The organism is Luteimonas gilva, assembly GCF_005239095.1.
Taxonomy (GTDB): domain Bacteria; phylum Pseudomonadota; class Gammaproteobacteria; order Xanthomonadales; family Xanthomonadaceae; genus Luteimonas_C; species Luteimonas_C gilva.
Genome location: NZ_SZUA01000003.1, coordinates 14,659 through 38,055, shown reverse-complemented (window position 1 = coordinate 38,055; position 23,397 = coordinate 14,659). Strand labels below are relative to the sequence as shown.

The window sequence follows — 23,397 nt, the reverse complement described above, 5'->3', positions numbered from 1 at the left end:
CCTATGCGAGAAGCGCTCGCCGGCTCAGGCCGGCTCGTCCGGAATCAGCGCCGATTCCAGCTTCGCGATCGCGTCCTTCAGCGCCAATTTGCGCTTCTTCATCCGCTTGATCGACAGCTCGTCGGCCTCGATGTCGGCCTGCAGCTTGGCGATGGCGGCGTCCAGGTCGCGGTGCTCGAGCTTCAGCTCGACCAGGCGCAGGGCCGTCGCGGCGGGATCGGGGGGCGATTGCATCGTCGGCTGAGCTTACACGCCGGCCGGCGCGGGCGTCATCGCGCCATCTGCCGCTAAAATGGCCGGCCGATGAGCACCGTCCTGCCCCTGGCCGAACCGCTGCCCCGCGCCCGCGACCGCTGCGCGCACGAACGCCTGCGCCTGGCCAAGCGCCTGCGCCACCAGGTGGGCCGCGCGATCGCCGACTTCGGCATGATCGAGGAAGGCGACAAAGTCATGGTGTGCCTGTCCGGCGGCAAGGACAGCTACACGATGCTCGACATCCTGCTGCAACTGCAGGCCAAGGCGCCGGTGAGTTTCGAACTGGTCGCGGTGAACCTGGACCAGAAGCAGCCCGATTTTCCGGAGCACGTGCTGCCGCAATACTTGGCGTCGATCGGCGTCGCCTACAAGATCCTCGAACAGGACACGTATTCGGTCGTCACCCGCGTGGTGCCCGAAGGCAAGACGATGTGCTCGCTGTGCTCGCGCCTGCGCCGCGGCGCGCTGTACACCTACGCCGAACAGGAAGGCTTCACCAAGATCGCACTGGGCCACCACCGCGACGACTTGGTGGCGACCTTTTTCCTCAACCTGTTCTTCCATGCCAAGATCAGCGGCATGCCGCCCAAGCTGCTCAGCGACGACGGCAAGCACGTGGTGATCCGGCCGCTGGCCTACGTGCGCGAGGAAGACATCGCCGCCTATGCGCAGGCCAAGGATTTCCCGATCATCCCGTGCAACCTGTGCGGTTCGCAGGAGAATCTGCAGCGCAAGCAGGTGAAGCGGATGCTGGAAGCCTGGGAGAAGGAGACTCCGGGCCGGATCGATCAGATCGCGCGCGCCTTGGGCGATATCCGGCCGTCGCAGTTGAGCGATCCGAAATTGTTCGACTTCCTGGCGTTGGGACGGCGCGCCGCGTCCGATCTTCCCGATGCGCATGCTTGGTTGACCGGCACGCCGCACAGCGACGACGACGCGGCATAATCCGATGCCTCCCGTCTCGGGCCTTCATTCCCGCGAAAGCGGGAATCCAGCGATTTTAGCTCTCGCTTTCTGTGGGAGCGGCTTCAGCCGCGAGCTATTTCTTTCAGGTCGCGGCCGAAAAGCTCGCGGCTGAAGCCGCTCCCACAAAATTCAACCCGGACCTTCAATGTTCTTCAGAAACCTCACCCTGTTCCGCTTCCCCGCTTCGCTCGACTTGTCCGAATTGGACACGCACCTGGCCGACGTGCAGCTCAAGCCCGTCGGTCCGATGGACCTGTCCTCGCGTGGCTTCGTCTCGCCGTTCGGCCGCGACGCCGAGGCGCTGTCGCACCGCATCGACGATGCGATCTGGCTGACCGTCGGCGGCGAGGACAAATTGCTGCCCTCGGCGGTGGTGAACGATCTGCTCGGCAAGAAGCTGGCCGAAATCGAAGAGAAGGAAGGCCGCAAGCTCGGCGGCCGCGCGCGCAAGCGGCTGAAGGAGGACTTGGTTGCCGAATTGCTGCCTCGCGCCTTCGTGCGGCCCACGCGCACCGACGCGATGCTGGATCTGGAGCACGGCCTGTGCGTCGTCGACACCTCTTCGCGCAAGAACGCCGAGGCGGTGGTGTCCGAGATCCGCCACGCGCTAGGCAGTTTTCCCGCCCTGCCGCTGAACGCGGAGGTCGCGCCGCGCAGCGTGCTGACCGGCTGGATCGCTGGCGAACGCCTGCCGGACGGACTCTCGCTCGGCGACGAATGCGAGCTGAAGGACGCCGCCGAACACGGCGCGATCGTCAAATGCCAGCACCAGGAATTGCAGGGCGACGAAATCGCCAAGCATCTGGAGGCCGGCAAGCAGGTCACCCGATTGGCGTTGACCTTGGACGACCACGTCTCGTTCGTGCTCGGCGAGGATCTGGTGATCCGCAAGCTGAAGTTCCTCGACGGCGCGGTCGATCAGCTGGAAAGCACCGAGCGCGAGGACGTGCGCGCCGAGTTGGATGCGCGCTTCGCGCTGATGGCCGGCGAGCTGAAGCGGCTGTTCGCGGTGCTGGAGCCGGCGCTGAAACTGAGCCGCGCCGAAAGCTGAACGCCTTTGCTGTTTCCCTCCTTTGAAAAAGGGGGATCAAGGGGGATTTGCTTTTGCTTTGCATGCATAAGCACCAGCAAAAGCAAATCCCCATCGCCTGCGGCGATTCGCCCCCTTTTTCAAAGGGGGCAACGTTCACCGGCTTGTTGTGGCGCGGCTTCAGCCGCGAACTCTCGCCGTCGAGCGCAGAGGACAAAGCTCGCGGCTGAAGCCGCTCCCACATGCAACATCCTGCGAGTTACGATATCGCCATGCCCTCCGCGTTCCGCCTGATCGCACCGAAGCCCCGGCCGACGCGCGACGTCCTGTCGTTCCAATTGGCCGACGGCCGCAACGTCGAGATCCTGCGCGTGCGCGATCCGCGCGCGCGGCGCCTGCGCTTGTCCGTGGACGAGCGCGGCGCGCGCTTGAGCCTGCCCGTGCGCGCCAGCCTGGTGTCGGGCGACCGTTTCGTCGCCGAGCATCGCGACTGGCTGGCGCGGCAGATCGATCATTTCGCGATGGAATCGCTGCCGCATCTGGTCCGCGGGAAAACCGCCGCGCTGCCGCTGCGCGGCGCATCGCTGCCGCTGCGCTGGGGCGAAGGCCGCTATGCGCGCTTGCAGGAAGACGGCGACGGCCTGCGCTTCGACTTGCCCGCGCGCGCCGGCGAGCCGGCGATGCGGCGCGCGGTGCGCGATTTCTACGAAGCCCAGGCGCGCGCCGATCTCGGCCGTTGGCTGCCGCATTACCTGCCCACGCTGCCGCGCCCGCCGCTGCGCGTGCAATTGAAGGTGATGTCCTCGCAGTGGGGCTCGCTGAGCCCGGACGACGCGGTCGCGCTCGATCTGGCCCTGGTGCTGGCCCGCCCTTCCGCCTTCGAATACGTGCTGGTGCACGAGCTCTGCCACTTGATCCGCCCGGACCATTCGCGCGCGTTCTGGCGCGAAGTCGAAGCGCGCTTCCCGCGCTGGCGCGACGAGCGCGACTATTTCCATGCCGAGGGACGGCGCTTGAAGGCGGGACTGCGCACGCTGCTGTCCGGCTGAGCGCGTACAAGAAGGTTCGCGCAAGCGCCGATCAGCGCAGGAAGAAATCCCCGATCGCCGCCGCCACGTCCTGCGGCTGCTCCATATGCAGATGGTGGCCGCCGGACAGCACGGCCAATTCGCCGCGCGGCATCAGCGCGACGCGTTCGCGGCGCAGCGGATCGGGCAGATAAGGCTGCGCCGGGTCGGCGAAGATCGCTTTCGCCGGACATTCGATGCCGGCGACCAGATTGCGGATCTGCGGTTCGGTCATCCGGGTCATGGTCGGCAGCGTGAGGCGCGGATCGCTGGACCACACGTAACCGCCTTCGACCGCGACGGTGCCGCGCTCGACCAGCAGCCGCGCCACCGGTTCGCTCAGCGCGTTCGCCTTCATCCGCGCCTGGATCGCCGGCGCCAGATCCGGAAACACCCGCAATTTCTTGCCCGGCAACGCGCGCGTGGCCGCGACCGCTTCGCGCATGCGCTCGACCGTGCGTTCGGGCACTTCCGCCAAAGCGCCGAGCGCTTCGATGAACACGCCGCGTTCGATCCGCTGCGGGCAACCGGCCGCGACCAGGCTGCCGATGCCCGCGCCCATCGAATGCCCGAGCAATGCGAAGCGGTCCCAGCCGAGCGCGTCGGCCGCGTCCAGCACCGAATGCAGCGCATAGGCGAACGAATAGTCGGCGCCTGCGTCCAGATGCGCGGAACGGCCGTGGCCGGGCAGATCGATCGCGACCAGATCCACGTCGTCCAGATACGGCGCCAGCGGCACGAAACTCGCGGCGTTGTCCAGCCAGCCGTGCAGCGCGAGCACCCGCGGCGCGCCCTCGCGGCCGTTGCGCAGACCGGCGATCTTGCCCGCCCGGGTTTGCAGCGCGAACTCACGCATCGGCCCAATCCTCGCGTTCGGCCAGCGCGGCGAGCGCATCGGCGTGCGCCGGCGCGTCGTTCAAACAGGGGATGTAGCTCAGCCGGCCGCCGCGTTCGGCGAAGCGCGCGGCCAGCATGATCGCCACTTCCTCCAGCGTTTCCAGGCAATCGACCGCGAAGCCGGGGCAGACCACGTCGACGGCGTCGACGCCGCGCGCGGCCAAATCGTCCAGCACCGATACCGTCGCCGGCTCCAGCCAGCGTTCGCGGCCGAACCGCGATTGATAGCTCAGGCTCCACTCGTCGTCGGCGAGGCGCAAGGCCGCGGCGATGGCGCGCGCGCTGTCTTCGCAACGCTGCGGATAAGGATCGCCCTGATCGGCCAAGCGCTGCGGCAAGCCGTGGAACGAGAACAGCAGATGGCGGCCGCTGCCCTGTGCGGCGCGATGCGCGCGGATCGATGCGGCGACCGCGGACACCCAGCCGGCGTCGGTGGCGTAATCCTCGATCGTGCGCAGCTCGAGCCCGGCTCCCGCCGCGGCCAGCGCATCGGCCACAGATCCGGTGGTGGTGGTCGAATACTGCGGATACAGCGGCAGCACGGTCGCGCGCTCGATGCCTTCGGCGCGCAGGCCGGCCAGAACTTCGGCGATCGACGGGCCGCCGTAGCGCATCGCATGCACGACGCGCCGCTGCGGCTGGCGCGCCTGCACCGCCTGCGCCAAGCGCTGCGTGTACACCGCCAGCGGCGAACCGCCTTCCATCCAGATCTTCGCGTACTTCTCCGCCACGCGCGGCCCGCGCAGCGGCAGGATCGCGAAATGCAGCACCGGGCACCACAGCCACCGAGTCAGCTGCACGACGCGGCGGTCGTGCAGGAATTCGGCCAGAAAACGCCGCACCGCGCGCGGCGTCGGCGCCTCGGGCGTGCCGAGATTGACCAAGATGAGGGCGGGAGGAGAGGCTGGCATGCGAAGCGCTGGCTGCGGGCCGCGCATCGTAGCCCGCGCAGCGTCGCAGGCCAAACCACCGTAGCCCGGGTGGAGCGCAGCGATGCGTTGAACCGGCATCGCAAAGCGAATCGACCCGGCGCCAACTCAGATGCGATTCATCCCCGCCAGACTAGGCTGAACTCGAGCTGTATTTCGCGGTCTTAACTTACGTTCGCCGCTCGCCCCGGAGCCCCCATGACCCGCTTGACCCGCGCCCTGATCCTGATCGCCGCCTGCTTGGCGCCCACGCTGGCCTTCGCCGCGACCGAAGAGCAGAAAGCGCGCGATGCGTTGCGCGTGCTGACCGAAATCCAGGCGATTCCCGAATCCGCCATCCCCGACAAGCTGCTCGACGAGGCGCGCGCGATCGCGGTGATCCCCGACACGATCAAGGCCGGCCTGGTGATCGGCGGCCGCCGCGGCCACGGCGTGCTGTCGGTGAAGAATCCCGACGGCACCTGGTCCAATCCCGCCTATATCACCCTCACCGGCGGCAGCATCGGCTTCCAGGCCGGCGTGCAATCGGCCGACGTGGTGCTGGTGTTCCGCAGCGACCGAGGCCTGGAATCGATCGTCAACGGCAAGTTCACCCTCGGCGCCGATGCCGGCGTCGCCGCCGGTCCGCTCGGTCGCAACGCGGCTACCGCCACCGACGGCGAATTGAAGGCGGAAATCTGGTCCTGGTCGCGCGCCCGCGGCTTGTTCGCCGGCGTCGCGCTGGACGGCGCGGTGCTGTCGATGGACAACGCCGCCAACCAAACCGTCTACGGCAACGGCACCACGCCGCGGATGATCTTCGAAGGCCGCACCGAGCGGCCGGTGGCGAACAACGCCATCGTCGATTTCCGCGACGGCCTGGAAGAAGCCACCGCCAGCGCCCGCGCCCGTCGCGGCACCGATGGCGTCCAAACCGCCGCCGCGCCGGCGCGCAGCCTGGCTCCCGCCGCGTCTGCGGCAGCAGCTCCGGCCGCTGTTCAGCCTGCGGGCGCGGAACCGCAGCCGTCCTCGTTCGAGCCCGTGCAGGCCGGCGAAGTGCGCACCGAAGCCCTGCCGGCGGAAGCGCCTGCGCCGGCCAAGCCGTGACCGTCGCCCTGCGGCCGTAACACGGTCTGCGCTATCCTGTTCGCCCGTAACTGACTGACGGCGAGTTTCCGATGGGTGGTCTCAGTATTTGGCACTGGGTGATCGTGCTCGTGATCGTGGTGCTGGTATTCGGCACCAAGCGCCTGAAGAACGTCGGCAAGGACGTGGGCGAAGCCGTGAAGGGCTTCAAGCAAGGCATGAGCGACGACGACAAGGGTCCGCCGGCCAAGCTCGGCGACGAGTCCCGGCGCGACGACCAGGCGCGCGACGAACGTTCGTCCGCCTCCCAGCGCAACGACGACGACGCGGCGCGCTGAGCGCCCGCGCACCGCGGTAGTTCCCGGCCATGTTCGACATCGGCTTCAGCGAGCTGCTGATCATCGCCGTGGTCGCGCTGATCGTGCTCGGCCCCGAGCGCCTGCCCAAGGCCGCGCGTTTCGCCGGCCTGTGGGTGCGGCGCGCGCGCGCGCAATGGAATTCGGTGAAGGACGAACTCGAACGCGATCTGGCCCACGAAGAACTCAAGCGCAATCTGCAGGACACGCGCGAGCTGATGCGGCAGGCCGATCAGGATTTGCGCGATCAAGGCGAACGCATCCGCCACGATTTCGAACGCATGCCCGGCGATCCCGACGCGACGCCGCCCATCGAAGGGCCTGCGGAAACGCCCTCCCCCACGCCGAGCCGCGACGACGATGCAGTCCGCTGACGACGAAGTCCAAGGCCGCCTGCTCGATCACCTGATCGAACTGCGGGCGCGCTTGCTGCGCGCGGTGGTCGGCCTGCTGCTGGTGTTCGTCTGCCTGCTGCCGTTCGCCAACCGCCTGTACGGCTGGCTGGCGCAACCGCTGCTGGACAAGCTGCCCAAGGGCGGCCAGCTGATCGCGATCGAAGTCGCTTCGCCGTTCTTCGCGCCGTTGAAGCTGGCGTTCTTCGTCGCCCTGGTCGGCGCGATGCCTTGGCTGCTCTACCAATTGTGGGCCTTCGTCGCGCCCGGCCTGTACCGGCGCGAGAAGAAGCTCGCGATGCCGCTGCTGGCGTCGGCGCTGGTGCTGTTCTACATCGGCTGCGCCTTCGCCTATTTCATCGTGCTGCCGGCGGTGTTCACCTTCCTCAACAAGGTGACGCCGTCGGGCGTGGCGATGATGACCGACATCAACGCCTATCTGGATTTCGTGCTGGTCATCTTCCTGGCCTTCGGCGCCAGTTTCGAATTGCCGGTGGCGCTGGTGATCCTGGTGCTGCTGGGCTGGGTGACGCCGGCGCAGCTGCGCGAATGGCGCGGCTACGCGATCGTCGGCATCTTCGTGATCGCGGCTGTCATCACTCCGCCCGACGTCGTCTCGCAGCTGCTGCTGGCGATCCCGATGATGCTGCTGTACGAAGCCGGCATCTTCGCCGCGCGCTTCGTCGCGCCGCGCAACAGCGGCGAGCCGGCCGATGCCGGCGATGGCTGAGGTTCCCGCCGGGTTCTGGAAGCGCTATGCGGCCTGGTCGCTGGATGCGGCGATCCTCGCGCTGCCGGTGTGGCTGCTGAGCGCGGAGCGGATCCGGACCCAGGCTCGCGCGCTGTTGGATTCGACCGTCGCTTTGTCGGACCAGGTCGCGCAGCGGATGGTCGACATGCTGATGGAAGGCGGCGATCCGGTCGCGCTGGCGCATCGGCTCACTGCGGACTCCGACGTGCGCGAAGCGATCCGCGGCGTCGCGGCCGGCACGTACGCGCTGGCGGCGACGCCCGTCGCCTGGTTCGCCGTCTTCGCCGCGATCTATTGGATCGCTTTCGAAGGCTCGGCTTGGCAGGCCACGCCCGGCAAACGCGCGCTGGGCCTGCGCGCGGCCGGGCTGGACGGCGAAAGCATGTCCTGGCCGCGCACGGCGCTGCGCCATGCCGCCGGCGCGCTGTCCTGGCTCACGCTCAACCTGGGCCATGCGTTGGCGGCATGGACGCCGCAAAAGCGTGCGCTACACGATCTGATTGCCGGCACGCGGGTACTGGCGAAAGACGGGAGCATGCCGGGCTGGGCGAAGTTATGGCTAGGGCTGCAGATCGTCGCCGCGATAGCCGCTTGCGCTTGGCTCTATCTCACTTTGCTCAGCGCCATGCAGGCGTCGGTCGATAACGCATTGCTGCAATAACGGAATCGCGGCGCGTTAGGCCTCGATTTCGCCGCTCCGATCCGCCGGCGGCGCCGAACCGCCCGCACCGGTCACGTCGCGCCATAGGTGGTACATCACGCCGAAGACGACCACGTACAGGATCAACAGAAAGGCGAGAGAAAGCGGAGCGGCCAGCGCCTCGCCCAGGGCCGGATGGACCAGCGAACCGATCGCGCCCAACAATCCGCCCAGCAGCACCAGCAGCACCAGCGCCAGCATGGCGGCCACCGCGAAGGCCACCAGCAACACCAGCAGCGGCAACAGGTTTTTCAAAGCGCCCATGAAGCCGTCGCCCAGCGCGCCGGGAACGCTGCGGTCGGTCAGCGCGATCTGGCCGAAGGCGACCGCGTGCAAGCCCTGCATGAACAATCCGAACAGGATGATCAGGCCGACCACCGCGCCGATGCCGTCAGGCAACGGCGGCAGATTCGGCGCAGCGGCGCCCGGTTTCAGGTTTTGGCTGGCGATGACCGCCTGCGTGTACCACTCCGCCACGCCGGGACCGAGGAACGCGAAGATCAGGCCGATCACCACCGTCGCCAGCGCCGCCAGCGCGATCGAGACCGCCACGATCCGGACGTAGCCCTGACCGGATTTGAACACGTCGAAGATCGCGGCGGCCCGCGTTTCGCGGCCGCTTTCGCTGGCGTGGATCACCCGCAGCATGCCGCCGATCAAGGGCATCACGACCAGCACCGAATACAGCAGGCTGAAAGCGCCCAGAGCGAACATCAGGCCCTCGCTGTCGAGCTTCAGGCCCACCTGCAATATCAGCTGGATCACCGTCGGCACCAACACCACGGCGATCAGCAGCGCCGCGCCGCCGAACACCGCGCGCGGATTGTTACGGCCCAGATTGATCCCTTGCATCAGCCAGCGCCAGCCGGCCCCGGGTCCCATCGCACGCGTCTGCATGTCGTTTCCTTATCCCTTCGAACGCGAGCGAGTCGCGCGTCATACTGCCGATGGTATCAGCGGCCGCGGAAACCGCTGCGCGCGTGCTTGACGAAACGCCGCAGCACGCGCCGCGCCTGCGGCGCCGCGGTCACGTTCGCCGACACCGCGCGCCAGTCGCGGCCTTCTTGGACCAACGCCTCGCGCCGCGCGCGCACGTAGCCGCGCATGTGCGCGGCGCTGAATTCGGGATGGAACTGCACGCCCCAGACGCGATCGCCCCAACGGAAGGCGTGGCAGGCGTCGTGCACCGACTTGGCCAGCACGGTCGCGCCCTCGGGCGCGCGCAACACCGTCTGCAGATGCGTGGCTTGGGCCGGGAAACGCTCGGGCAAACCGGCGAACAGCGGATCGTCCGCGGCCGGTGGATGCAGTTCCAGGCCGATCGTGCCCATCTCGCGCCCGGCCGGATGGTCGCCGACTTCGCCGCCCAGCGCGTGCGCCAGCAGCTGATGGCCGTAGCAGATGCCGAACAGCGGCACGCCGGCGTGCGCGGCCTCGCGCAGCCACTGCGCGCTGCGTTCGCTCCAGTCGCGGCGCTCGGTGACCATCGCGCCCGAACCGGTGACGATGACGCCGGCGAAACCTTCGCGTTGCGGCAGTTCGTCGCCCTGTTCGACCCGGGCCACCACCGCTTCGTCGGCGCGCAAGCCGGCGGCGACGCGGATCCAGTGCGGAAAGCCGCCATGGCGGCGCATCGACGCCACCGGCTGGCCGGTCTCGACGATCAGAAAAGGAGTATCGGAAGACATGTCCTGACGAGCTAGAACGCCGGTCCGGAGCGGACCGACCCGTATACTAACCGGCCCTCGCCGCCGCCGTTCGCGCCCCGCACCAGGACCACGATGCCCGGACCCACTTTCCAGCAGTTGATCCAGCGCCTCAACGCCTATTGGGCGGAACAGGGCTGCGTACTGATCCAGCCGCTGGATCTGGAAGTCGGCGCCGGCACCTTCCATCCGGCCACTTTCCTGCGCGCGCTCGGCCCCGAGCCGTGGAATGCGGCCTACGTGCAGCCCTGCCGCCGCCCCACCGACGGCCGTTACGGCGAGAACCCGAACCGCCTGCAGCGTTACTACCAATATCAGGTGGTGATGAAGCCCAATCCCGACAACATCCAGGAGCTGTATCTCGGTTCGCTGGTGGCGCTGGGCATCGATCCGCTGGTGCACGACCTGCGTTTCGTCGAAGACAACTGGGAATCGCCGACGCTCGGCGCCTGGGGCCTGGGCTGGGAAGTGTGGTTGAACGGGATGGAAGTCACCCAGTTCACCTATTTCCAGCAGGCCGGCGGCATCGAATGCAAACCGGTGACCGGCGAGATCACCTACGGCCTGGAACGGCTGTGCATGTATCTGCAGAACGTCGACAACGTGTTCGACCTGGTCTGGACGCACGGCCCGCAGGGCGCGGTGACCTACCGCGACGTCTATCACCAGAACGAAGTCGAGCAGTCCGCGTACAACTTCGAGCACGCCGACGTGGCCGAGCTGTTCCATCGCTTCGACGCCTGCGAAAAGGAAGCCCTGAAGCTGGTCGAACTGGGCCTGCCGTTGCCGGCCTACGACCAGGTCTGCAAGGCTTCGCACAGCTTCAACCTGCTCGACGCGCGCCGCGCGATCTCGGTGACCGAACGCCAGCGCTACATCCTGCGCGTGCGCAAACTGTCGCAAGCGGTAGCCGAAGCGTATTACGCACAGCGCGAGAAGCTCGGTTTTCCGGGATCGAAAGCCCCTCTCCCACCGGGAGAGGGGTTGGGGTGAGGGTTCGGCGAAGCGACGCTGCGATCGGATCCAGACGCAGCTCGTCCGCACCCTCATCCGCCCTTCGGGCACCTTCTCCCGCAGGGAGAAGGAAGAAGCAAAGCACAAAGAGCCGCACATGAGCCAGATGCAACCGCTGTTGATCGAACTAGGCACCGAAGAACTTCCGGTCAAGGCCCTGCCCGGCCTGGCCCAGGCCTTCTTCGACAACGTGATCGACGGCCTGGCCAAACGCGGCATCGCTTTCGATCGCGAAGGCGCCAAGCCGCTATACGCGCCGCGCCGCCTGGCCGCGCTGTTGCCGGGCGTCGCGCTCGAGCAGCCGGAACAGAAATCCGAAGTGCTCGGCCCCTATCTCAACATCGCGCTCGACGCGAACGGCGAGCCGACCAAGGCCTTGCAAGGTTTCGCGCAGAAGTCCGGCGTCGAGTGGACGCAGTTGGAGAAGACCAGCGACGCCAAGGGCGAGCGCTTCGTGCATCGCGCGGTCAAGCCCGGCGCGCGCACCCGCGATCTGCTGCCCGACATCGCCGGCGAGGCGATCGCGGCGATGCCGATCCCCAAGCCGATGCGCTGGGGCGATCACGACTACGCCTTCGCCCGGCCGGTGCATTGGCTGGTGATGCTGCTGGGCAAGGACGTGATCGAGGGCGCCGTGCTCGGCGCGAAGTCCGACCGGATGAGCCGCGGCCATCGCTTCATGCACGACAAGCCGGTGTGGATCAACCAGCCCGGCGATTATCTGGACGCGCTGCGCGGCGCCAAGGTGCTGGCCGATCCGGACGAGCGCCGCGAGCGCATCGTGACTACCGTAACTACGATGGCGGGCTTGATTGGACGCACTCCGCGAATCGACGACGACAATCTCGAACAGGTCAATTGCCTAGTCGAGTGGCCCGCTCCTGTCCTGTGTTCGTTCGAACATGAGTTTCTTGCGGTCCCGCAGGAAGCACTGATCGCAACGATGGAGAGCAACCAAAAGTTTTTCCCCTTGCTGGACGAAAGCGGCAAGCTGACCGAAAACTTCATCGGCATCGCCAACATCGAATCCAAGGACGAAGCCGAGATCCGCAAGGGCTACGAACGCGTGATCCGCCCGCGCTTCGCCGACGCCAAGTTCTTCTTCGTCGAGGACATGAAGCAAGGCCTGGCTTCGATGAACGAAGGCCTGAAAACCGTGACCTACCAGGCCAAGCTCGGCACCGTCGCCGACAAAGTCGCGCGCGTGGCGGCGCTGGCGGAAGCCATCGCCGGCGAAGTCGGCGTCGACCCGAAACTCGTGCGGCGCGCGGCGGAATTGTCGAAAGCGGATCTGCAGTCGCGTTTGGTGAACGAATTCCCGGAGTTGCAGGGCATCGCGGGACGCTATTACGCCGCCGTCGAGAACGAGCCGCTGGAGGTCGCCCATGCGATCGACGAGGCTTATATGCCGCGGTTCGCGGGCGATGCGATCGCGCCGTCGCCGCTGGGCAAGGCCGTCGCCATCGCGGAAAGGCTGGATACGCTTTCCGGCGGTTTCCAGGCCGGCTTGAAGCCGACCGGCAACAAGGATCCTTTCGCGCTGCGCCGCAACGCATTGGGCTTGGCGCGCACTTTGATCGAAGGCGGCATCGGCATCGATCTGGCCGCGCGCGCCGACGGCGAAGTCGTCGAATTCGTGCTCGATCGCTTGCGCGGCTATTACGCCGACCAGGGCTACACCCCGCAGCAGTTCGAATCGGTCGCCAACGCGCTGCGGTCGGCGCCGACGTCGCTGCCGGACTTCGACAGCCGCCTCAAAGCGATCGCCGAATTCTCGAGACTCCCCGAAGCCGAAGCCCTCGCCGCCGCCAACAAGCGCATCCGCAATATCCTGAAGAAAGCCGAAGGCGCCATTCCGGACAGCGTCGACGCGAAGTTGTTCTCCGAACCGGCCGAACGCGAACTGCACGACGCGGTGGCCCAAGCCATCGCCGACACCGACCACGCCCTGGCCAAGCGCGATTACGTCGCCGTGCTCGGCCGCCTCGCGCGCCTGCGCCCGCAAGTCGACGCCTTCTTCGACGGCGTCATGGTGAACGCGGACGACCCGGCCGTGCGCGGCAATCGACTCGCTTTGCTGAAGCGCCTTGCGGATCGGCTGGGCAGCGTCGCCGCGATCGAGCATCTGTCGGCGTAGGGTGGGCCAAGGCCCACCCTACGCCAACCACCGCGCCTGCAAACCTACCGGCAGCATAGGACACAGCGCCTGCGGTTTCGGCGCCAATGCCCGGCGAATTCGGCCGACCGCGCCGTAACCGATATCGCGCAGCGGATGCGGCACCAGCACCAGGATCGCGCCGCAAACCGTCCACAGGCCGCCGAGCCTGAGCAGCGTTTCGATGACCGCGTCGGAGCGCATGGCGATGTCGCCGTCGGCGCTGCGCAGCACGATGGTGTCGCCGCGGCGTCCGGCCGGCAAGACGAGCGAATTGTCCGCGCCATCGCGACTCTGCAGCGGCGCGAAGCGGATCAGCCCGCGGGCGTCTTCCAGCGCCGCGAAGCGGATCAAGCGATGGCAGAAACCGCACTCGCCGTCGTAGTACAGCGTCGCCTGCGCGACCCGGCCCGGCAGCCAGCGCGGATCGAAGGTCAGCAGGTGGATCAGCAGCATCGGAAAAGTCAGATCGGCGAAGCGCAGGAACGCGAGGAACCCGAATTGAGCGCCGAGCATACCCAGCCACAGCCAAGGCCGCAGCCGCGAGGACAAGGCTAGCGGCGCGAACAACAACTCCAGATACAGCACGCCCCAGGTGAGCGCGCGCAGCAAGCCTTGCTGGCCGGCGAGCGCTTCGCGCAAGGCATGGTCGCGGGCCAGCGGATTCTGCAGCACGTAGCCGATCGCATCCCCCGACACCCAGCTCGGGCTGAGCAGCTTGGTGTACCCGCTGTAGGTATAGGCCGCCGCCAGCAGCACCCACGAGGCGACGACCATCGGCTGCGGGATGCGCCATGCGGCGCGTTCTTCCAGCGTGCGCGGCAGAGGCAGGCAAGCGTGGAACAACAGCATCCAGCCGACCACCGGCAAACTGGGATTGGCGATCAGCGGGTTGCGCGCGTACAGCCAAGCCAAAACGCAGGCGGCGAGCACGGCGCCGAAGCGGCTGGCGCGGCCGACGATCAGCGCGATCGAAGCCGCCGCGCCCAAGCACAACAGCAAGGTCGCCATCCCTGGCGCATCGCTCCAAGACAAAGGATTGGGCAGCACGCCCATCAGCGGGCTCAACTCGGCGCGGGCGACGGCTCCGCCCTGCGCGAACACTTCCGCGCCCCACGGCAGCAGCTGCAGGAAATGCGCGAGCAGATAGCCGCCCAAAAGGATGCGGATCAGGCGGTACTGTCCGTAGGTACGCAGCGGATCAGTCACAGGACACGCTCCAGGCGAGTTCGTAGTCGCGTTGCGGCGCGCGGCGCGGCGCCAGTTCGATCGTCGCGCCGCCGGGCCGGTGTTCGGTCAGGCGCAGTTCGCGCAACAGACCGCCCGGTTCGCAGAAGGCGTAATTTGCGACGCTGTCGGCCATCGGCTTCGTCAACGGCGAACTGCGCAGTACCGGCCCGTAGGACAATGCCGCGCCGTACACGTTGCGCCGGTTGTACGGACCTTGCATGCGGCCATAAATCTCCGGCGTCAGTTCGACGCGGCGCGCGCTGCCGTCCGGCGCGCGCCACGAAACGAAATAACGCGCCGCATAGGTTTCGAAACCCTGTTGCGCGGTGAACACTTTCATCGCGGGCGCCGCCTGGGTCGCGGCCAACGCCGCTTTCAGCTTGGGCATGGCCGCGATGTCGGCGATAGGCTGGGCCACGGCCAGCACGATCAAAACGGCGGCGGCGATGTTGATGCGCAACGCGCTCACAGCGGCGTCCTCCCCAGCAGCATCCGGCCCAACTGGCGTTCGCGCTCGCCCGAAAATCCGCAACGCTCCGGACTCGTGCGCGGATTGTGGAAAGTGCCGAACATCAGGTCCCACAGCGGCAGGTCGGAATAGTTCATGCGGTGACGGCCGCGCTGATGGTGCACGCGGTGGCTTTCCGGGCGCTGGATCAAATAGCCCAGCCAGTGCGGCGTGCGCACGTTCCAGTGGTAGAAGAGTTCGGCTAGGCCGGTCATCGTCACCGCCAGCGTCGCCGCCGCCGGATCCAGGCCCAAGACCAGATAAACCAGCGCGCTCGACAGCGCGCCGTTGATCGCGATCTCGAACGGATGCTTGTAAAAGCTGGTCGCTACTTCCAGGCGCGAGGCGCTGTGGTGCACTTGATGCAGCCAGCGCCATAGGAATCGCGATTCGTGGCGCGCCCGGTGCCACCAGTAATAGACGAAGGTGATCAGCACGTAGCCCATCAGCGCCGCAGGCACCGTCGGCAAGGCCAGGCGCCAGAGGCTCAGCCCAGGCAGCCAGCGGTCCCAGGTCATCGTCGCCAGCCAGGCGATCGCGGCCTGCACCAAGTTGAGCAGCGCGGCCCGTGCGTAGAAACCCGGCACCCGCGGCAAGGCGCTGCCGGGACGGCGGCATTCGATCGCGATCATCGCCGCCGCGACCGCGAGCACCCACAAAATCGTCGACATCGCGCACCCCCTTGGAATGGCCGCAATGTCGGTCCAGGTAGCCTTTCAGGCAACTTATTTCGTCGCTATCGCCATTCCTAGCCACCCTGGTATCAAAAAATGATACTTTTTTCCCCATGAGCCAGGCCAAATCGCTGCATACCGCCCTCAAACGCGCGCTGCGCGAGCGCGGCCGCACCTATGCCGACGCAGCCACGGTGCTGCGGATCAGCGAGGCCAGCGTCAAACGCCTGTTCTCGCGCGGCACGCTAAGCCTGGCGCGCATCGAGCGCCTCTGCGATTGGCTGGGTATGGAATTCTCCGATCTGGTCGCGTTGAGCGCGCAACAACAACCTCTGCTCACCCAGATGACTCAGCCGCAGGAAAAGGCTCTGCTGTCCGAACCAGCCCTGCTCTTGGTGTCGTACCTGGTGCTGAACCGTTGGACCCAACCGGAGATCATCGACATCTTCCGCTTCGACGAACCGGAACTGTTCCGGCACCTGGCTAAGCTGGAGAAACTCGGGCTGATCGAACTGCATCCTTTCGGCCGTATCCGGATCCGCGCCGCGCGCAATTTCGGTTGGCGCAAGGACGGCCCGATCCAGCGCTATTTCAGCGAACGCGTGCTGCGCGAATTCCTGGCTACGCGCTTCGACGCGCCGGGCGAGAAGATGCTGTTCGTCGGCGGCATGCTGTCGCGCGCTTCGGTGCTCAAGCTGCAAACACTGATGGATCAGCTGGCGAAGGATTTCGATCGCCTCGTCGCCGACGATCTGCATCTACCGGCGAGCGAACGCTACGGCGTCAGCCTGTTCGCCGGCACGCGGCCTTGGGAGTTCAGCGAGTTCACCCGCTTGCGGCGGAGCAAGGACCGCAAAGTCTTCCTATAGCGGTTGCGCCGCCTTCTGCCCGACATCCATTCCCGGTATCCTGCGGGCATGAGATTGTCCCCCGCCCTTCTCGCCGCCCTGCTGTCGTTCGCCGCCACGCAGGCGCAGGCCCGGGGCACGATCGACAAGGTCCAGATCCAAGGGCTGGACAAGAAAGCCGACGCCGCGATCATTGAAAACATCCAGGTCAAGCTGTCCCTGTACGAGACCATCGGCAAGCCGCAGGGCGAATCGCGGCTGGAATACCTGCTGGAACAGGCCGAGAAGCAGACCAAGCAGGCGCTGGAACCGTTTGGCTACTACTCGCCGAAAGTGACGGTAGACGCGCCGCGCAACGGCGAACGGCTCACCGTCAACATCGCCGTCGACAAGGGCGAGCCGGTGACGGTGCGGCGCTCCAACATCGCGATCAGCGGCGAAGGCGGCGACGACCGTTATCTGAAGGAAGACCTGGCCGCGTTCAAGCCGCGCCCGGGCGACGTGTTCGACCACACGACCTACGAAGCCAGCAAGATCGCGATCACCCGGCGCCTGTCCGACCGCGGCTATTTCGACGCCGATTTCACCCAGCGCCAAGTGTCGGTGACGCGCGCCGAGCGCGCCGCCGACATCGACCTGACCTGGGACAGCGGGCGCCGCTACGACATGGGCCCGATCACTTTCCACGACGGCTATTTCAAGCCCGGCCTGTTCGATCCGCTGGTGTATTGGAAGCAAGGCAGCTACTGGCACCAGGGCAAGCTGGACCGGTTGCGCGAATCGCTGACCAAGCTGGACTACTTCAGCTCGATCGACATGGAACCGCATCCGGAAAAAGCCGTCGACGGCGAGGTGCCGGTGGACGTGACCCTGAAGCGCGCCAAGCGCACCGTCTACACCGTCGGCCTCAGCTACGGCAGCGAGAGCGGCGCCGGTTTCCGCACCGGCATCGAACGCCGCTACGTGAATTCGCGCGGCCATAAGCTCAACAACCAACTCGACTACGCGCAGAACCGCAAGAGCCTGACCACGCAATACCGCATCCCGGCCTTCAAATGGCTGGACGGCTGGTACACCGGCACCTTCAACGCCTACGACGAGCAGACCGATTACATCGACCTGCGCAACATCAAGCTCAGCGCCGCGCGCAGCGGCGAGATCAACGACAAGCTCACCGCGATCGCTTCGATCAACGCGCTGCGCGAACGCTGGAACTACGGCGACACCGACGACGAAGGCCGCCGCATCTACCAGTATTCCACGCTGTTCTATCCCGAACTGCGCGCCGATTACGTGGACGTGGACGACAAGCTGTTTCCGCGCCGCGGCTTCAGCGCCAGCGCTTCTTTGCGCGGCGGCCTGAAAAGCGTCGGCTCCGACGCCAATTTCGCGCAGTTGTACGGCAGCCTGCGCTGGTTCCTGGGCATCGACCAGAACAGCCGGCTGATCCTGCGCGGCGAGTTCGGCACCACGCTCACCGACGATCTGGTCGCGATGCCGCCCAGCCTGCGTTTCTTCGCCGGCGGCGACCGCAGCATCCGCGGCTACGCCTACCGCGAAGTCGGCCCCCGCACGCCGCCGCCGGACAATTTCGCGCTCGGCGCCAAGCACATGTTCACCGCCACCGCCGAATACGAGCGCTATCTGGACGGCAGCAACTGGGGCGGCGCGGTGTTCGTCGATACCGGCAGTGCGTTCGACGACACACCGGACCTGCACACCGGCGTCGGCATCGGCCTGCGCTGGAAATCGCCGGTGGGGCCGGTGCGCATCGACATCGCGCGCGGCTTGAACGATCCGGACTCCTCGTTCCAGGTGTATCTGAACATCGGGGCGGATCTGTGAACGCGCCCGCGTCCGGCCCTGCTCCGCGTCGGCGTTTCTACCGGCGCAAAAAATTCTGGGCCTGGTCGGGCGCATCGGTCGCGCTGCTGACGATCGGCGCGGCGGTGTTGCTGTATTGGTTGCTGCAGACCGTGGCCGGACGCGATGTGCTGCTGGCGCAGATCATCGCGCGATTGCCCGCCAATTCGTCGCTGACCTGGAGCAAGGTCGAAGGTCCGCTGGCCGGGCCGCTGATCCTGCACGATTTGGATTTCCGCTGGGACAAGATCCATTTCACCGCGCAACGCGCCTATCTGGATCCGGACATCCGCCCGCTGCTCGGCCGGCGCTTGCGTTTGGATGCGATGCAGCTGACCGACGCGACGCTCGACGTGCCCAAGAGCGACGAGCCGTTCAAGCTGCCGAGCTGGCCCGAATCGCTGCCCAATATCGAAATGCCGCTGGCGATCCAGGCCGATTCGCTGGTGATCGACGGCTTCGACATCAGCCAGGGCGGCGAACACATCATCGACATCCGCAAGCTGCGCGGCGGCGTCGACCTCGCCACCGGTTTGGTGCATGCGGAACGACTGACGATCGACAGCGACCGCGGCGATTTCGCGCTGAGCGGCGACTACATGCCCAAGCGCGACTACCGCACGCATCTGATCGGCAGCGCGACCTTCCCCGCGCCGCGCGGGCGCACGCCGGCGAAGCTGTCGCTGAACGCGCAAGGCGATCTGTCGAAGATGGACGTGATCGTGTCCGGCAACGCGCCGGCGCCGCTGCGCGCCTCGCTGACCTTCACCGGCAAGGAAGATCCGGTCTGGCATTTCTCGGCCAAGACCGAAGCGCTGGACCTGGCCTTGCTGTTGCCGCCGGAAGACGGCGCCGCGGCGAGCGAAGCGCAGCCGCTGTCGTTCGATCTGAAGGCCGACGGCAAGGGCGGCTCGGCGCGATTGCAGGGCCGCGTCGCGCAAGGCGACATGGCGCTGACGCTGCAGCCTTCGAACGTGAAACTGGACGATCAGGTGCTGACCGTCGCGCCGCTCGTGGTCGACGCTTACGAAGGCCGCGCCACGCTGCGCGGCACCGCCGATTTCGCGAAGCCGGAAGAAGGCAAGTTCCGTTTCGCGGTGAACGCGCGCGGCTTCAAGTTCGGCGCCGCGCCGGATCCTGCGCAGCCCAAGGGCGTGGCGGCGCCGGTGCCGATCGCGGTCGATGCCGATTTGGGCATCGCCGGACAAGTGAAGGATTGGGCCGCGATCGGCAACGCGCGCATCGCGCGCGGCGATCAGAAGGCGACCGTCGACCTCGACGCGCGCGGCGACACCGAACGCGCGACGCTGAAAACGCTGCGCGCCAAGATGCCGACCGGTACGCTGGACGCGAACGGCAAGATCGGTTGGACGCCGGTGCTGGATTGGGACCTGCAGGCCAAGCTCGCCGGTTTCGATCCCGGCTATTTCGCGCCGGGCTGGGACGGCAACGTCTCCGGCCAGCTCGCGAGCAAGGGCAAGCAACGCTCGCCGACGGCCGACGGCGAAGCCGGCGGTTTCGACGCGACGGTCGACGTGCCGTCGCTGAGCGGCAAATTGCGCGGCCGTCCGCTGCAGGGCCGCGGCAAATTCGCGCTGCACGGCGAGCAGGGCGAAGGCGATCTCGCGTTGAAACTCGGCAACAGCAAGATCGACGCCAAGGGCAAGGTCGGCGACAAAATCGACATCACCGCGAACCTGCAGCCGCTGCAGCTCGACGATCTGTTGCCCGATGCCGCCGGCACGCTGCGCGGCAACGTGCTGCTCAAAGGCAGCCGCGATACGCCCGACATCACCGCCGATCTGACCGGCAGCGGCGTAAAGTGGAGCGGATACGCGGCCGAAAGTCTGTCGATCAAAGGCCGTCTGCCTTGGCGCGGCGGCGGCGGCCAACTCGCGGTACGCGGCACGAACGTTGCAGCTGGCATGGCGCTGGATTCGCTGCGCTTCGACGCGCGCGGCGCGATCGAAAACCTGGAACTGGACGGCGATGCGCGCAACGCGATGGGCGCCATCGTCTTGTCCGGCAACGCGCGCCGCACCGGCGCGCGCTGGCAAGGCACGCTGGCGACGTTGCAACTCACTCCGTCGAAAGGCGCAGCCTGGCGTTTGCGCGCGCCGGCGCCGTTCATCGTCAATCCGCCTTCCTTTAGTTTGAGCGAAGCCTGTCTCGGCGCAGAAGGCGGCGGCGAGTTGTGCGCGAATGCGATCTGGCCGCAGCAAGGCGTGACCGTGAAAGCCGCCGCTTTGCCGCTGACCTTGATCCAGCCGTGGCTGCCGCCGAACGAGGGCCGGCCGCTGCTGCTGCGCGGGGAAGTCAGCGTCGACGGTTATCTCAAGCCGCGCGGCAACGCCTGGGAAGGCAAGGTCCATGTCGCTTCGCTCGACGGCGGCCTGCGCATCGGCGACAAGACCAAGCGCGAGATCGTCCGCTACGACAATTTCACTTTCGACGCCGATTTCGATCCGCTGAAGATCCAGGCGCGGCTGGGCACCGGTTTCAAGGGCGACGGCTACATCGATGCGCGCGTCGCTACCGGGTGGGACGATTACGCGCCGCTCACCGGCGACATCTATCTCAACATGTCGCGCCTGTTCTGGCTGGAACTGTTCTCGCCGGATCTGGTGCGGCCGGAAGGCTTGATCGAAGGCCACGTCAGCCTGAGCGGCACGCGCGCGAAGCCGGCGCTCGGCGGCCAAGCCGACCTGACCAACTTCAAGGGCGAATTGCCCGCACTGGGTTTGAATCTGAGCGAAGGCCGCATGCGTCTGGACGCGCAGCCCGATGGTTCGGCGCGCATCGCCGGTTCGGTGAAGACCGGCGAAGGCACGCTCACCGTCGATGGCGGCTTGTCCTGGTACGGCCAAGCGACGCCGCTGCAGCTCAACATCCGCGGCGAAAACGTGCTGGTCGCGGACACGCCGCAGTTGCGCGCGGTGGCGAATCCGAACCTGCAGTTCGGCATCGTCGACAAGACCATGCAGCTGCGCGGCGAAGTCACTGTGCCTTCAGCGGACATCGATTTGGAACGCCTGGAAATGGGCGTGTCCGCGTCCGAGGACGTGGTGGTGCTGGACCCGGAAGATCCGGAAGCGGCGCCGAGCTCGCCGCTGGATATGGATCTGGCGGTGGTGCTGGGCGACGACGTCAACATGAAGGGCTTCGGCCTGACCGGCAAGATCGGCGGACGCATGCAGGTGCGCGCGCGTCCGGGCCGCGAGATGGTGGCCAACGGCCGGCTCGACGTGGACGGCAAGTACAAGGCTTACGGCCAGCAGTTGGACATCACCCGCGGCGAGTTGAGCTGGAACAACAGCATCGTTTCCGATCCGATCGTCAACATCCGCGCGCAGCGGCAAGTGGGCGACGTCACCGCCGGCATCGACGTCACCGGCCGCGCGCAGGCGCCGCGCGCGGCGGTGTGGTCGGATCCGGCGATGCAGCGTTCCGAAGCGATGGCGTATCTGGTGCTCGGCCGCAGCCTGGAAGGCGCGACCGGCGGCGAAGCGCAACAAGTGGATGCGGCTTCGGCGGCGCTCGCGGCGGGCAGCGGCGTGCTGGCGTCGCAACTCGGCGCCAAGCTCGGGTTCGACGATGCCGGCGTCAGCCAATCGCGCGCGCTCGGCGGTTCGGTGGTGGGCGTGGGCAAATACCTGTCGCCGCGCTTGTACGTGGGCTACGGCGTGTCGCTGGTCGGTTCCGGCCAGGTGCTGACCTTGAAGTATCTGCTGCGCAAGGGCTTCGACGTGCAGATCGAATCGAGCACGGTGGAGAACCGCGCTTCGATCAACTGGCGCAAGGAAAAATGAGTCCCGCCGCTCCGCGCAAAACGGCCGCACGCAAACCGCCCGCGCACTACCCGCGCTTCGCGGCCTCGCGTTTGGCCAACCTCGGCATTTCCGAACCGTTCGCCGGCACGCCGGAACAGACGGTGTCGCGCTTGCTGGCGATGCAGGCGCAAGACTACTACGGCTCGCTGTGGGCGGTGGGTTTGCGCACGCAAGGCACGACCGAAGCCGACATCGAACGCGCCATCGCCCAGAAAAAAATCGTCCGCACCTGGCCGATGCGCGGCACCCTGCATCTGCTCGCCGCCGAAGACGTGCGCTGGATGCTGGCGCTGACCGGCGCGCGCATGTCCGCGTTGAATGCCGGCCGCATCGAGCGCATGTACGGCCTGGACGCCGCGGCGATGAAACGCTGCCGCAAGATCGCCGAAAAAGTCCTGCGCAGCGGCGAACCGGTCGCGCGCACGGCTTTGTACGACGCTTTCGAAGCGGCCGGCATCGCAACCGGCGAATCGCGCGGCATCAACATCCTCGGCCAGTTGTCGCAGGACGCGGTGATCTGCGGCGGGCCGAAGATCGGCAAGCAGGCGAGTTATGTGTTGGCCGATGCCTGGTTGCCTGCTTCGAAACCGTTGCCGCGCGAAGAGGCGCTGGCAACGTTGGCGTCGCGTTACTTCGGCAGCCACGGACCGGCTACCGCGCACGACCTGGCCTGGTGGTCGAGCCTGACGCTCAAGGACGTGCACGCCGCGATCGACGCCGCCAAGGCCAGTCTCGCGCACGAAACCCTCGGCGGCGCGACGTACTGGTTCTCCGCCGATACGTTCGAGCGCACCGCTCCCGCGAAGCAGATCCATCTGCTGCCGCCGTTCGACGAATATCTGGTCGCTTATCGCGACCGCGACATTCCGCTGGATCCTTTCTTCGGCCCGCGCGTGATCGGCATCAATGGACTGTTCAACGCTAGCCTGGTCAGTGCGGGAAGCGTGGCCGCCACTTGGAAACGCAGGGCGAGACAAGCGTCCCTCGCCGTGGATTTGTCCGAACTGCGACCGCTGCGCCGCGATGAAAGGAACGGCGCTGCGTCGGCAACACGACGCTATGCCGCCTTTCTCGGACTGCCCGTCTTGCCCTGAACGTTCCGGTCGCTCGTCCGTGACCGGTCTCTCACTTCATCGCGCCGCCGGCGCGATCGTGGCCATC

Annotated in this window: 22 protein-coding genes; 14 read left to right on the top strand and 8 right to left on the bottom strand. The window is 66.9% G+C overall.

The features are described from left to right. Positions 1-24: 24 nt before the first annotated feature. The gene (locus FCE95_RS13805) at positions 25-234 is read right to left on the bottom strand and encodes a YdcH family protein (RefSeq protein ID WP_137267642.1); all 210 of its coding nucleotides are present in this window, start codon (positions 232-234) and stop codon (positions 25-27) included. 69 nt (positions 235-303) lie between these two features. Between FCE95_RS13805 and ttcA the strand changes: the two genes are divergently transcribed. From ttcA to FCE95_RS13790, 3 genes are all read left to right on the top strand, one after another. After that, entirely contained in the window at positions 304-1,200 is an 897-nt protein-coding gene (gene ttcA / locus FCE95_RS13800; RefSeq protein ID WP_137267641.1) for a tRNA 2-thiocytidine(32) synthetase TtcA, read from the top strand. A 166-nt stretch (positions 1,201-1,366) separates the two neighbouring features. Then, the gene (locus tag FCE95_RS13795) at positions 1,367-2,272 is read left to right on the top strand and encodes a recombination-associated protein RdgC (protein ID WP_137267640.1); all 906 of its coding nucleotides are present in this window, start codon (positions 1,367-1,369) and stop codon (positions 2,270-2,272) included. Positions 2,273-2,523: 251 nt separating this feature from the next. Beyond that, a complete protein-coding gene (locus FCE95_RS13790; protein ID WP_137267639.1) occupies positions 2,524-3,300 on the top strand; it encodes a YgjP family zinc-dependent metalloprotease in 777 nt (258 codons plus the stop codon). 31 nt (positions 3,301-3,331) lie between these two features. Here FCE95_RS13790 and FCE95_RS13785 read toward each other — a convergent pair whose 3' ends face one another. Both FCE95_RS13785 and hemH read right to left on the bottom strand, forming a co-directional pair. Then, positions 3,332-4,174, bottom strand: coding sequence for an alpha/beta fold hydrolase (locus FCE95_RS13785; RefSeq protein ID WP_137267638.1), 843 nt, complete (start codon positions 4,172-4,174; stop codon positions 3,332-3,334). After that, the gene (hemH, locus tag FCE95_RS13780; RefSeq protein ID WP_137267637.1) at positions 4,167-5,126 is read right to left on the bottom strand and encodes a ferrochelatase; all 960 of its coding nucleotides are present in this window, start codon (positions 5,124-5,126) and stop codon (positions 4,167-4,169) included. The genes FCE95_RS13785 and hemH overlap by 8 nt, the downstream gene beginning before the upstream one ends. Positions 5,127-5,342: 216 nt before the next feature. On the opposite strand from hemH, the gene FCE95_RS13775 reads away from it, so the two are divergent. The 5 genes from FCE95_RS13775 (at position 5,343) to FCE95_RS13755 (ending at position 8,369) form a co-directional block, all read left to right on the top strand. Beyond that, the gene (locus tag FCE95_RS13775; protein ID WP_137267636.1) at positions 5,343-6,230 is read left to right on the top strand and encodes a lipid-binding SYLF domain-containing protein; all 888 of its coding nucleotides are present in this window, start codon (positions 5,343-5,345) and stop codon (positions 6,228-6,230) included. Between the two features lie 71 nt (positions 6,231-6,301). Then, positions 6,302-6,547 (top strand): Sec-independent protein translocase subunit TatA, encoded by a 246-nt coding sequence (gene tatA / locus FCE95_RS13770; RefSeq protein ID WP_137267635.1) that lies wholly within the window; start codon positions 6,302-6,304, stop codon positions 6,545-6,547. 29 nt (positions 6,548-6,576) lie between these two features. After that, on the top strand, positions 6,577-6,939 hold the full coding sequence (gene tatB / locus FCE95_RS13765) for a Sec-independent protein translocase protein TatB (RefSeq protein WP_137267634.1): 363 nt from the start codon (positions 6,577-6,579) through the stop codon (positions 6,937-6,939). Further along, a complete protein-coding gene (tatC, locus tag FCE95_RS13760; RefSeq protein WP_137267633.1) occupies positions 6,926-7,687 on the top strand; it encodes a twin-arginine translocase subunit TatC in 762 nt (253 codons plus the stop codon). Before tatB ends, tatC begins: the two co-directional genes overlap by 14 nt. Next, a complete protein-coding gene (locus tag FCE95_RS13755) occupies positions 7,680-8,369 on the top strand; it encodes an RDD family protein (RefSeq protein ID WP_189644775.1) in 690 nt (229 codons plus the stop codon). The genes tatC and FCE95_RS13755 overlap by 8 nt, the downstream gene beginning before the upstream one ends. A gap of 15 nt (positions 8,370-8,384) precedes the next feature. Here FCE95_RS13755 and FCE95_RS13750 read toward each other — a convergent pair whose 3' ends face one another. Together FCE95_RS13750 and FCE95_RS13745 are read right to left on the bottom strand one after the other, a co-directional pair. Then, entirely contained in the window at positions 8,385-9,305 is a 921-nt protein-coding gene (locus FCE95_RS13750; protein WP_137267631.1) for a hypothetical protein, read from the bottom strand. Between the two features lie 56 nt (positions 9,306-9,361). Further along, positions 9,362-10,096: a glutamine amidotransferase gene (locus tag FCE95_RS13745; protein WP_137267630.1), complete on the bottom strand. Its 735-nt coding sequence runs from the start codon at positions 10,094-10,096 to the stop codon at positions 9,362-9,364. Between the two features lie 93 nt (positions 10,097-10,189). On the opposite strand from FCE95_RS13745, the gene glyQ reads away from it, so the two are divergent. Further along, positions 10,190-11,107 (top strand): glycine--tRNA ligase subunit alpha, encoded by a 918-nt coding sequence (glyQ, locus tag FCE95_RS13740; RefSeq protein WP_137267629.1) that lies wholly within the window; start codon positions 10,190-10,192, stop codon positions 11,105-11,107. 118 nt (positions 11,108-11,225) lie between these two features. Then, complete coding sequence (gene glyS, locus FCE95_RS13735) at positions 11,226-13,265, top strand: glycine--tRNA ligase subunit beta (RefSeq protein ID WP_137267628.1); 2,040 nt, start codon at positions 11,226-11,228, stop codon at positions 13,263-13,265. A gap of 18 nt (positions 13,266-13,283) precedes the next feature. On the opposite strand, the gene FCE95_RS13730 is transcribed toward glyS, so the two are convergent. From FCE95_RS13730 to FCE95_RS13720, 3 genes are read right to left on the bottom strand one after another with little or no spacing between them, the layout of a single operon-like run. Next, positions 13,284-14,492 carry a DCC1-like thiol-disulfide oxidoreductase family protein gene (locus tag FCE95_RS13730; RefSeq protein WP_137267627.1) on the bottom strand — a complete coding sequence of 403 codons (1,209 nt, stop codon included), beginning with the start codon at positions 14,490-14,492 and terminating at the stop codon, positions 13,284-13,286. Continuing rightward, complete coding sequence (locus tag FCE95_RS13725; protein ID WP_137267626.1) at positions 14,485-14,982, bottom strand: hypothetical protein; 498 nt, start codon at positions 14,980-14,982, stop codon at positions 14,485-14,487. Before FCE95_RS13725 ends, FCE95_RS13730 begins: the two co-directional genes overlap by 8 nt. Continuing rightward, a complete protein-coding gene (locus tag FCE95_RS13720) occupies positions 14,979-15,692 on the bottom strand; it encodes a sterol desaturase family protein (protein WP_223266906.1) in 714 nt (237 codons plus the stop codon). Before FCE95_RS13720 ends, FCE95_RS13725 begins: the two co-directional genes overlap by 4 nt. Positions 15,693-15,808: 116 nt before the next feature. Here FCE95_RS13720 and FCE95_RS13715 point away from each other — a divergent pair, with 116 nt between their 5' ends. Genes FCE95_RS13715 through FCE95_RS13700 form a run of 4 tightly spaced genes read left to right on the top strand, consistent with a single transcriptional unit; the run spans position 15,809 to position 23,330 of the window. Then, positions 15,809-16,564, top strand: coding sequence for a helix-turn-helix domain-containing protein (locus tag FCE95_RS13715; RefSeq protein ID WP_137267625.1), 756 nt, complete (start codon positions 15,809-15,811; stop codon positions 16,562-16,564). A gap of 48 nt (positions 16,565-16,612) precedes the next feature. After that, on the top strand, positions 16,613-18,388 hold the full coding sequence (locus FCE95_RS13710; protein ID WP_137267624.1) for an autotransporter assembly complex protein TamA: 1,776 nt from the start codon (positions 16,613-16,615) through the stop codon (positions 18,386-18,388). Next, positions 18,385-22,215 (top strand): translocation/assembly module TamB domain-containing protein, encoded by a 3,831-nt coding sequence (locus FCE95_RS13705; RefSeq protein WP_137267623.1) that lies wholly within the window; start codon positions 18,385-18,387, stop codon positions 22,213-22,215. Before FCE95_RS13710 ends, FCE95_RS13705 begins: the two co-directional genes overlap by 4 nt. Beyond that, positions 22,212-23,330 (top strand): winged helix DNA-binding domain-containing protein, encoded by a 1,119-nt coding sequence (locus FCE95_RS13700; protein WP_137267622.1) that lies wholly within the window; start codon positions 22,212-22,214, stop codon positions 23,328-23,330. The genes FCE95_RS13705 and FCE95_RS13700 overlap by 4 nt, the downstream gene beginning before the upstream one ends. Positions 23,331-23,397 lie beyond the last annotated feature (67 nt).

Excerpts from the sequence above, each read along its gene's own strand:
- FCE95_RS13755 (WP_189644775.1), top strand. The coding sequence starts at position 7,680 with ATGGCTGAGGTTCCCGCCGGGTTCTGGAAGCGCTATGCGGCCTGGTCG.
- FCE95_RS13710 (WP_137267624.1), top strand. The coding sequence starts at position 16,613 with ATGAGATTGTCCCCCGCCCTTCTCGCCGCCCTGCTGTCGTTCGCCGCC.
- FCE95_RS13795 (WP_137267640.1), top strand. The coding sequence starts at position 1,367 with ATGTTCTTCAGAAACCTCACCCTGTTCCGCTTCCCCGCTTCGCTCGAC.
- glyS (WP_137267628.1), top strand. The coding sequence starts at position 11,226 with ATGAGCCAGATGCAACCGCTGTTGATCGAACTAGGCACCGAAGAACTT.
- ttcA (WP_137267641.1), top strand. The coding sequence starts at position 304 with ATGAGCACCGTCCTGCCCCTGGCCGAACCGCTGCCCCGCGCCCGCGAC.
- FCE95_RS13715 (WP_137267625.1), top strand. The coding sequence starts at position 15,809 with ATGAGCCAGGCCAAATCGCTGCATACCGCCCTCAAACGCGCGCTGCGC.
- FCE95_RS13775 (WP_137267636.1), top strand. The coding sequence starts at position 5,343 with ATGACCCGCTTGACCCGCGCCCTGATCCTGATCGCCGCCTGCTTGGCG.
- tatB (WP_137267634.1), top strand. The coding sequence starts at position 6,577 with ATGTTCGACATCGGCTTCAGCGAGCTGCTGATCATCGCCGTGGTCGCG.
- FCE95_RS13805 (WP_137267642.1), bottom strand. The coding sequence starts at position 234 with ATGCAATCGCCCCCCGATCCCGCCGCGACGGCCCTGCGCCTGGTCGAG.
- tatA (WP_137267635.1), top strand. The coding sequence starts at position 6,302 with ATGGGTGGTCTCAGTATTTGGCACTGGGTGATCGTGCTCGTGATCGTG.
- FCE95_RS13720 (WP_223266906.1), bottom strand. The coding sequence starts at position 15,692 with ATGTCGACGATTTTGTGGGTGCTCGCGGTCGCGGCGGCGATGATCGCG.
- tatC (WP_137267633.1), top strand. The coding sequence starts at position 6,926 with ATGCAGTCCGCTGACGACGAAGTCCAAGGCCGCCTGCTCGATCACCTG.
- FCE95_RS13790 (WP_137267639.1), top strand. The coding sequence starts at position 2,524 with ATGCCCTCCGCGTTCCGCCTGATCGCACCGAAGCCCCGGCCGACGCGC.
- FCE95_RS13785 (WP_137267638.1), bottom strand. The coding sequence starts at position 4,174 with ATGCGTGAGTTCGCGCTGCAAACCCGGGCGGGCAAGATCGCCGGTCTG.
- FCE95_RS13745 (WP_137267630.1), bottom strand. The coding sequence starts at position 10,096 with ATGTCTTCCGATACTCCTTTTCTGATCGTCGAGACCGGCCAGCCGGTG.
- FCE95_RS13700 (WP_137267622.1), top strand. The coding sequence starts at position 22,212 with ATGAGTCCCGCCGCTCCGCGCAAAACGGCCGCACGCAAACCGCCCGCG.
- glyQ (WP_137267629.1), top strand. The coding sequence starts at position 10,190 with ATGCCCGGACCCACTTTCCAGCAGTTGATCCAGCGCCTCAACGCCTAT.
- FCE95_RS13750 (WP_137267631.1), bottom strand. The coding sequence starts at position 9,305 with ATGCAGACGCGTGCGATGGGACCCGGGGCCGGCTGGCGCTGGCTGATG.
- hemH (WP_137267637.1), bottom strand. The coding sequence starts at position 5,126 with ATGCCAGCCTCTCCTCCCGCCCTCATCTTGGTCAATCTCGGCACGCCC.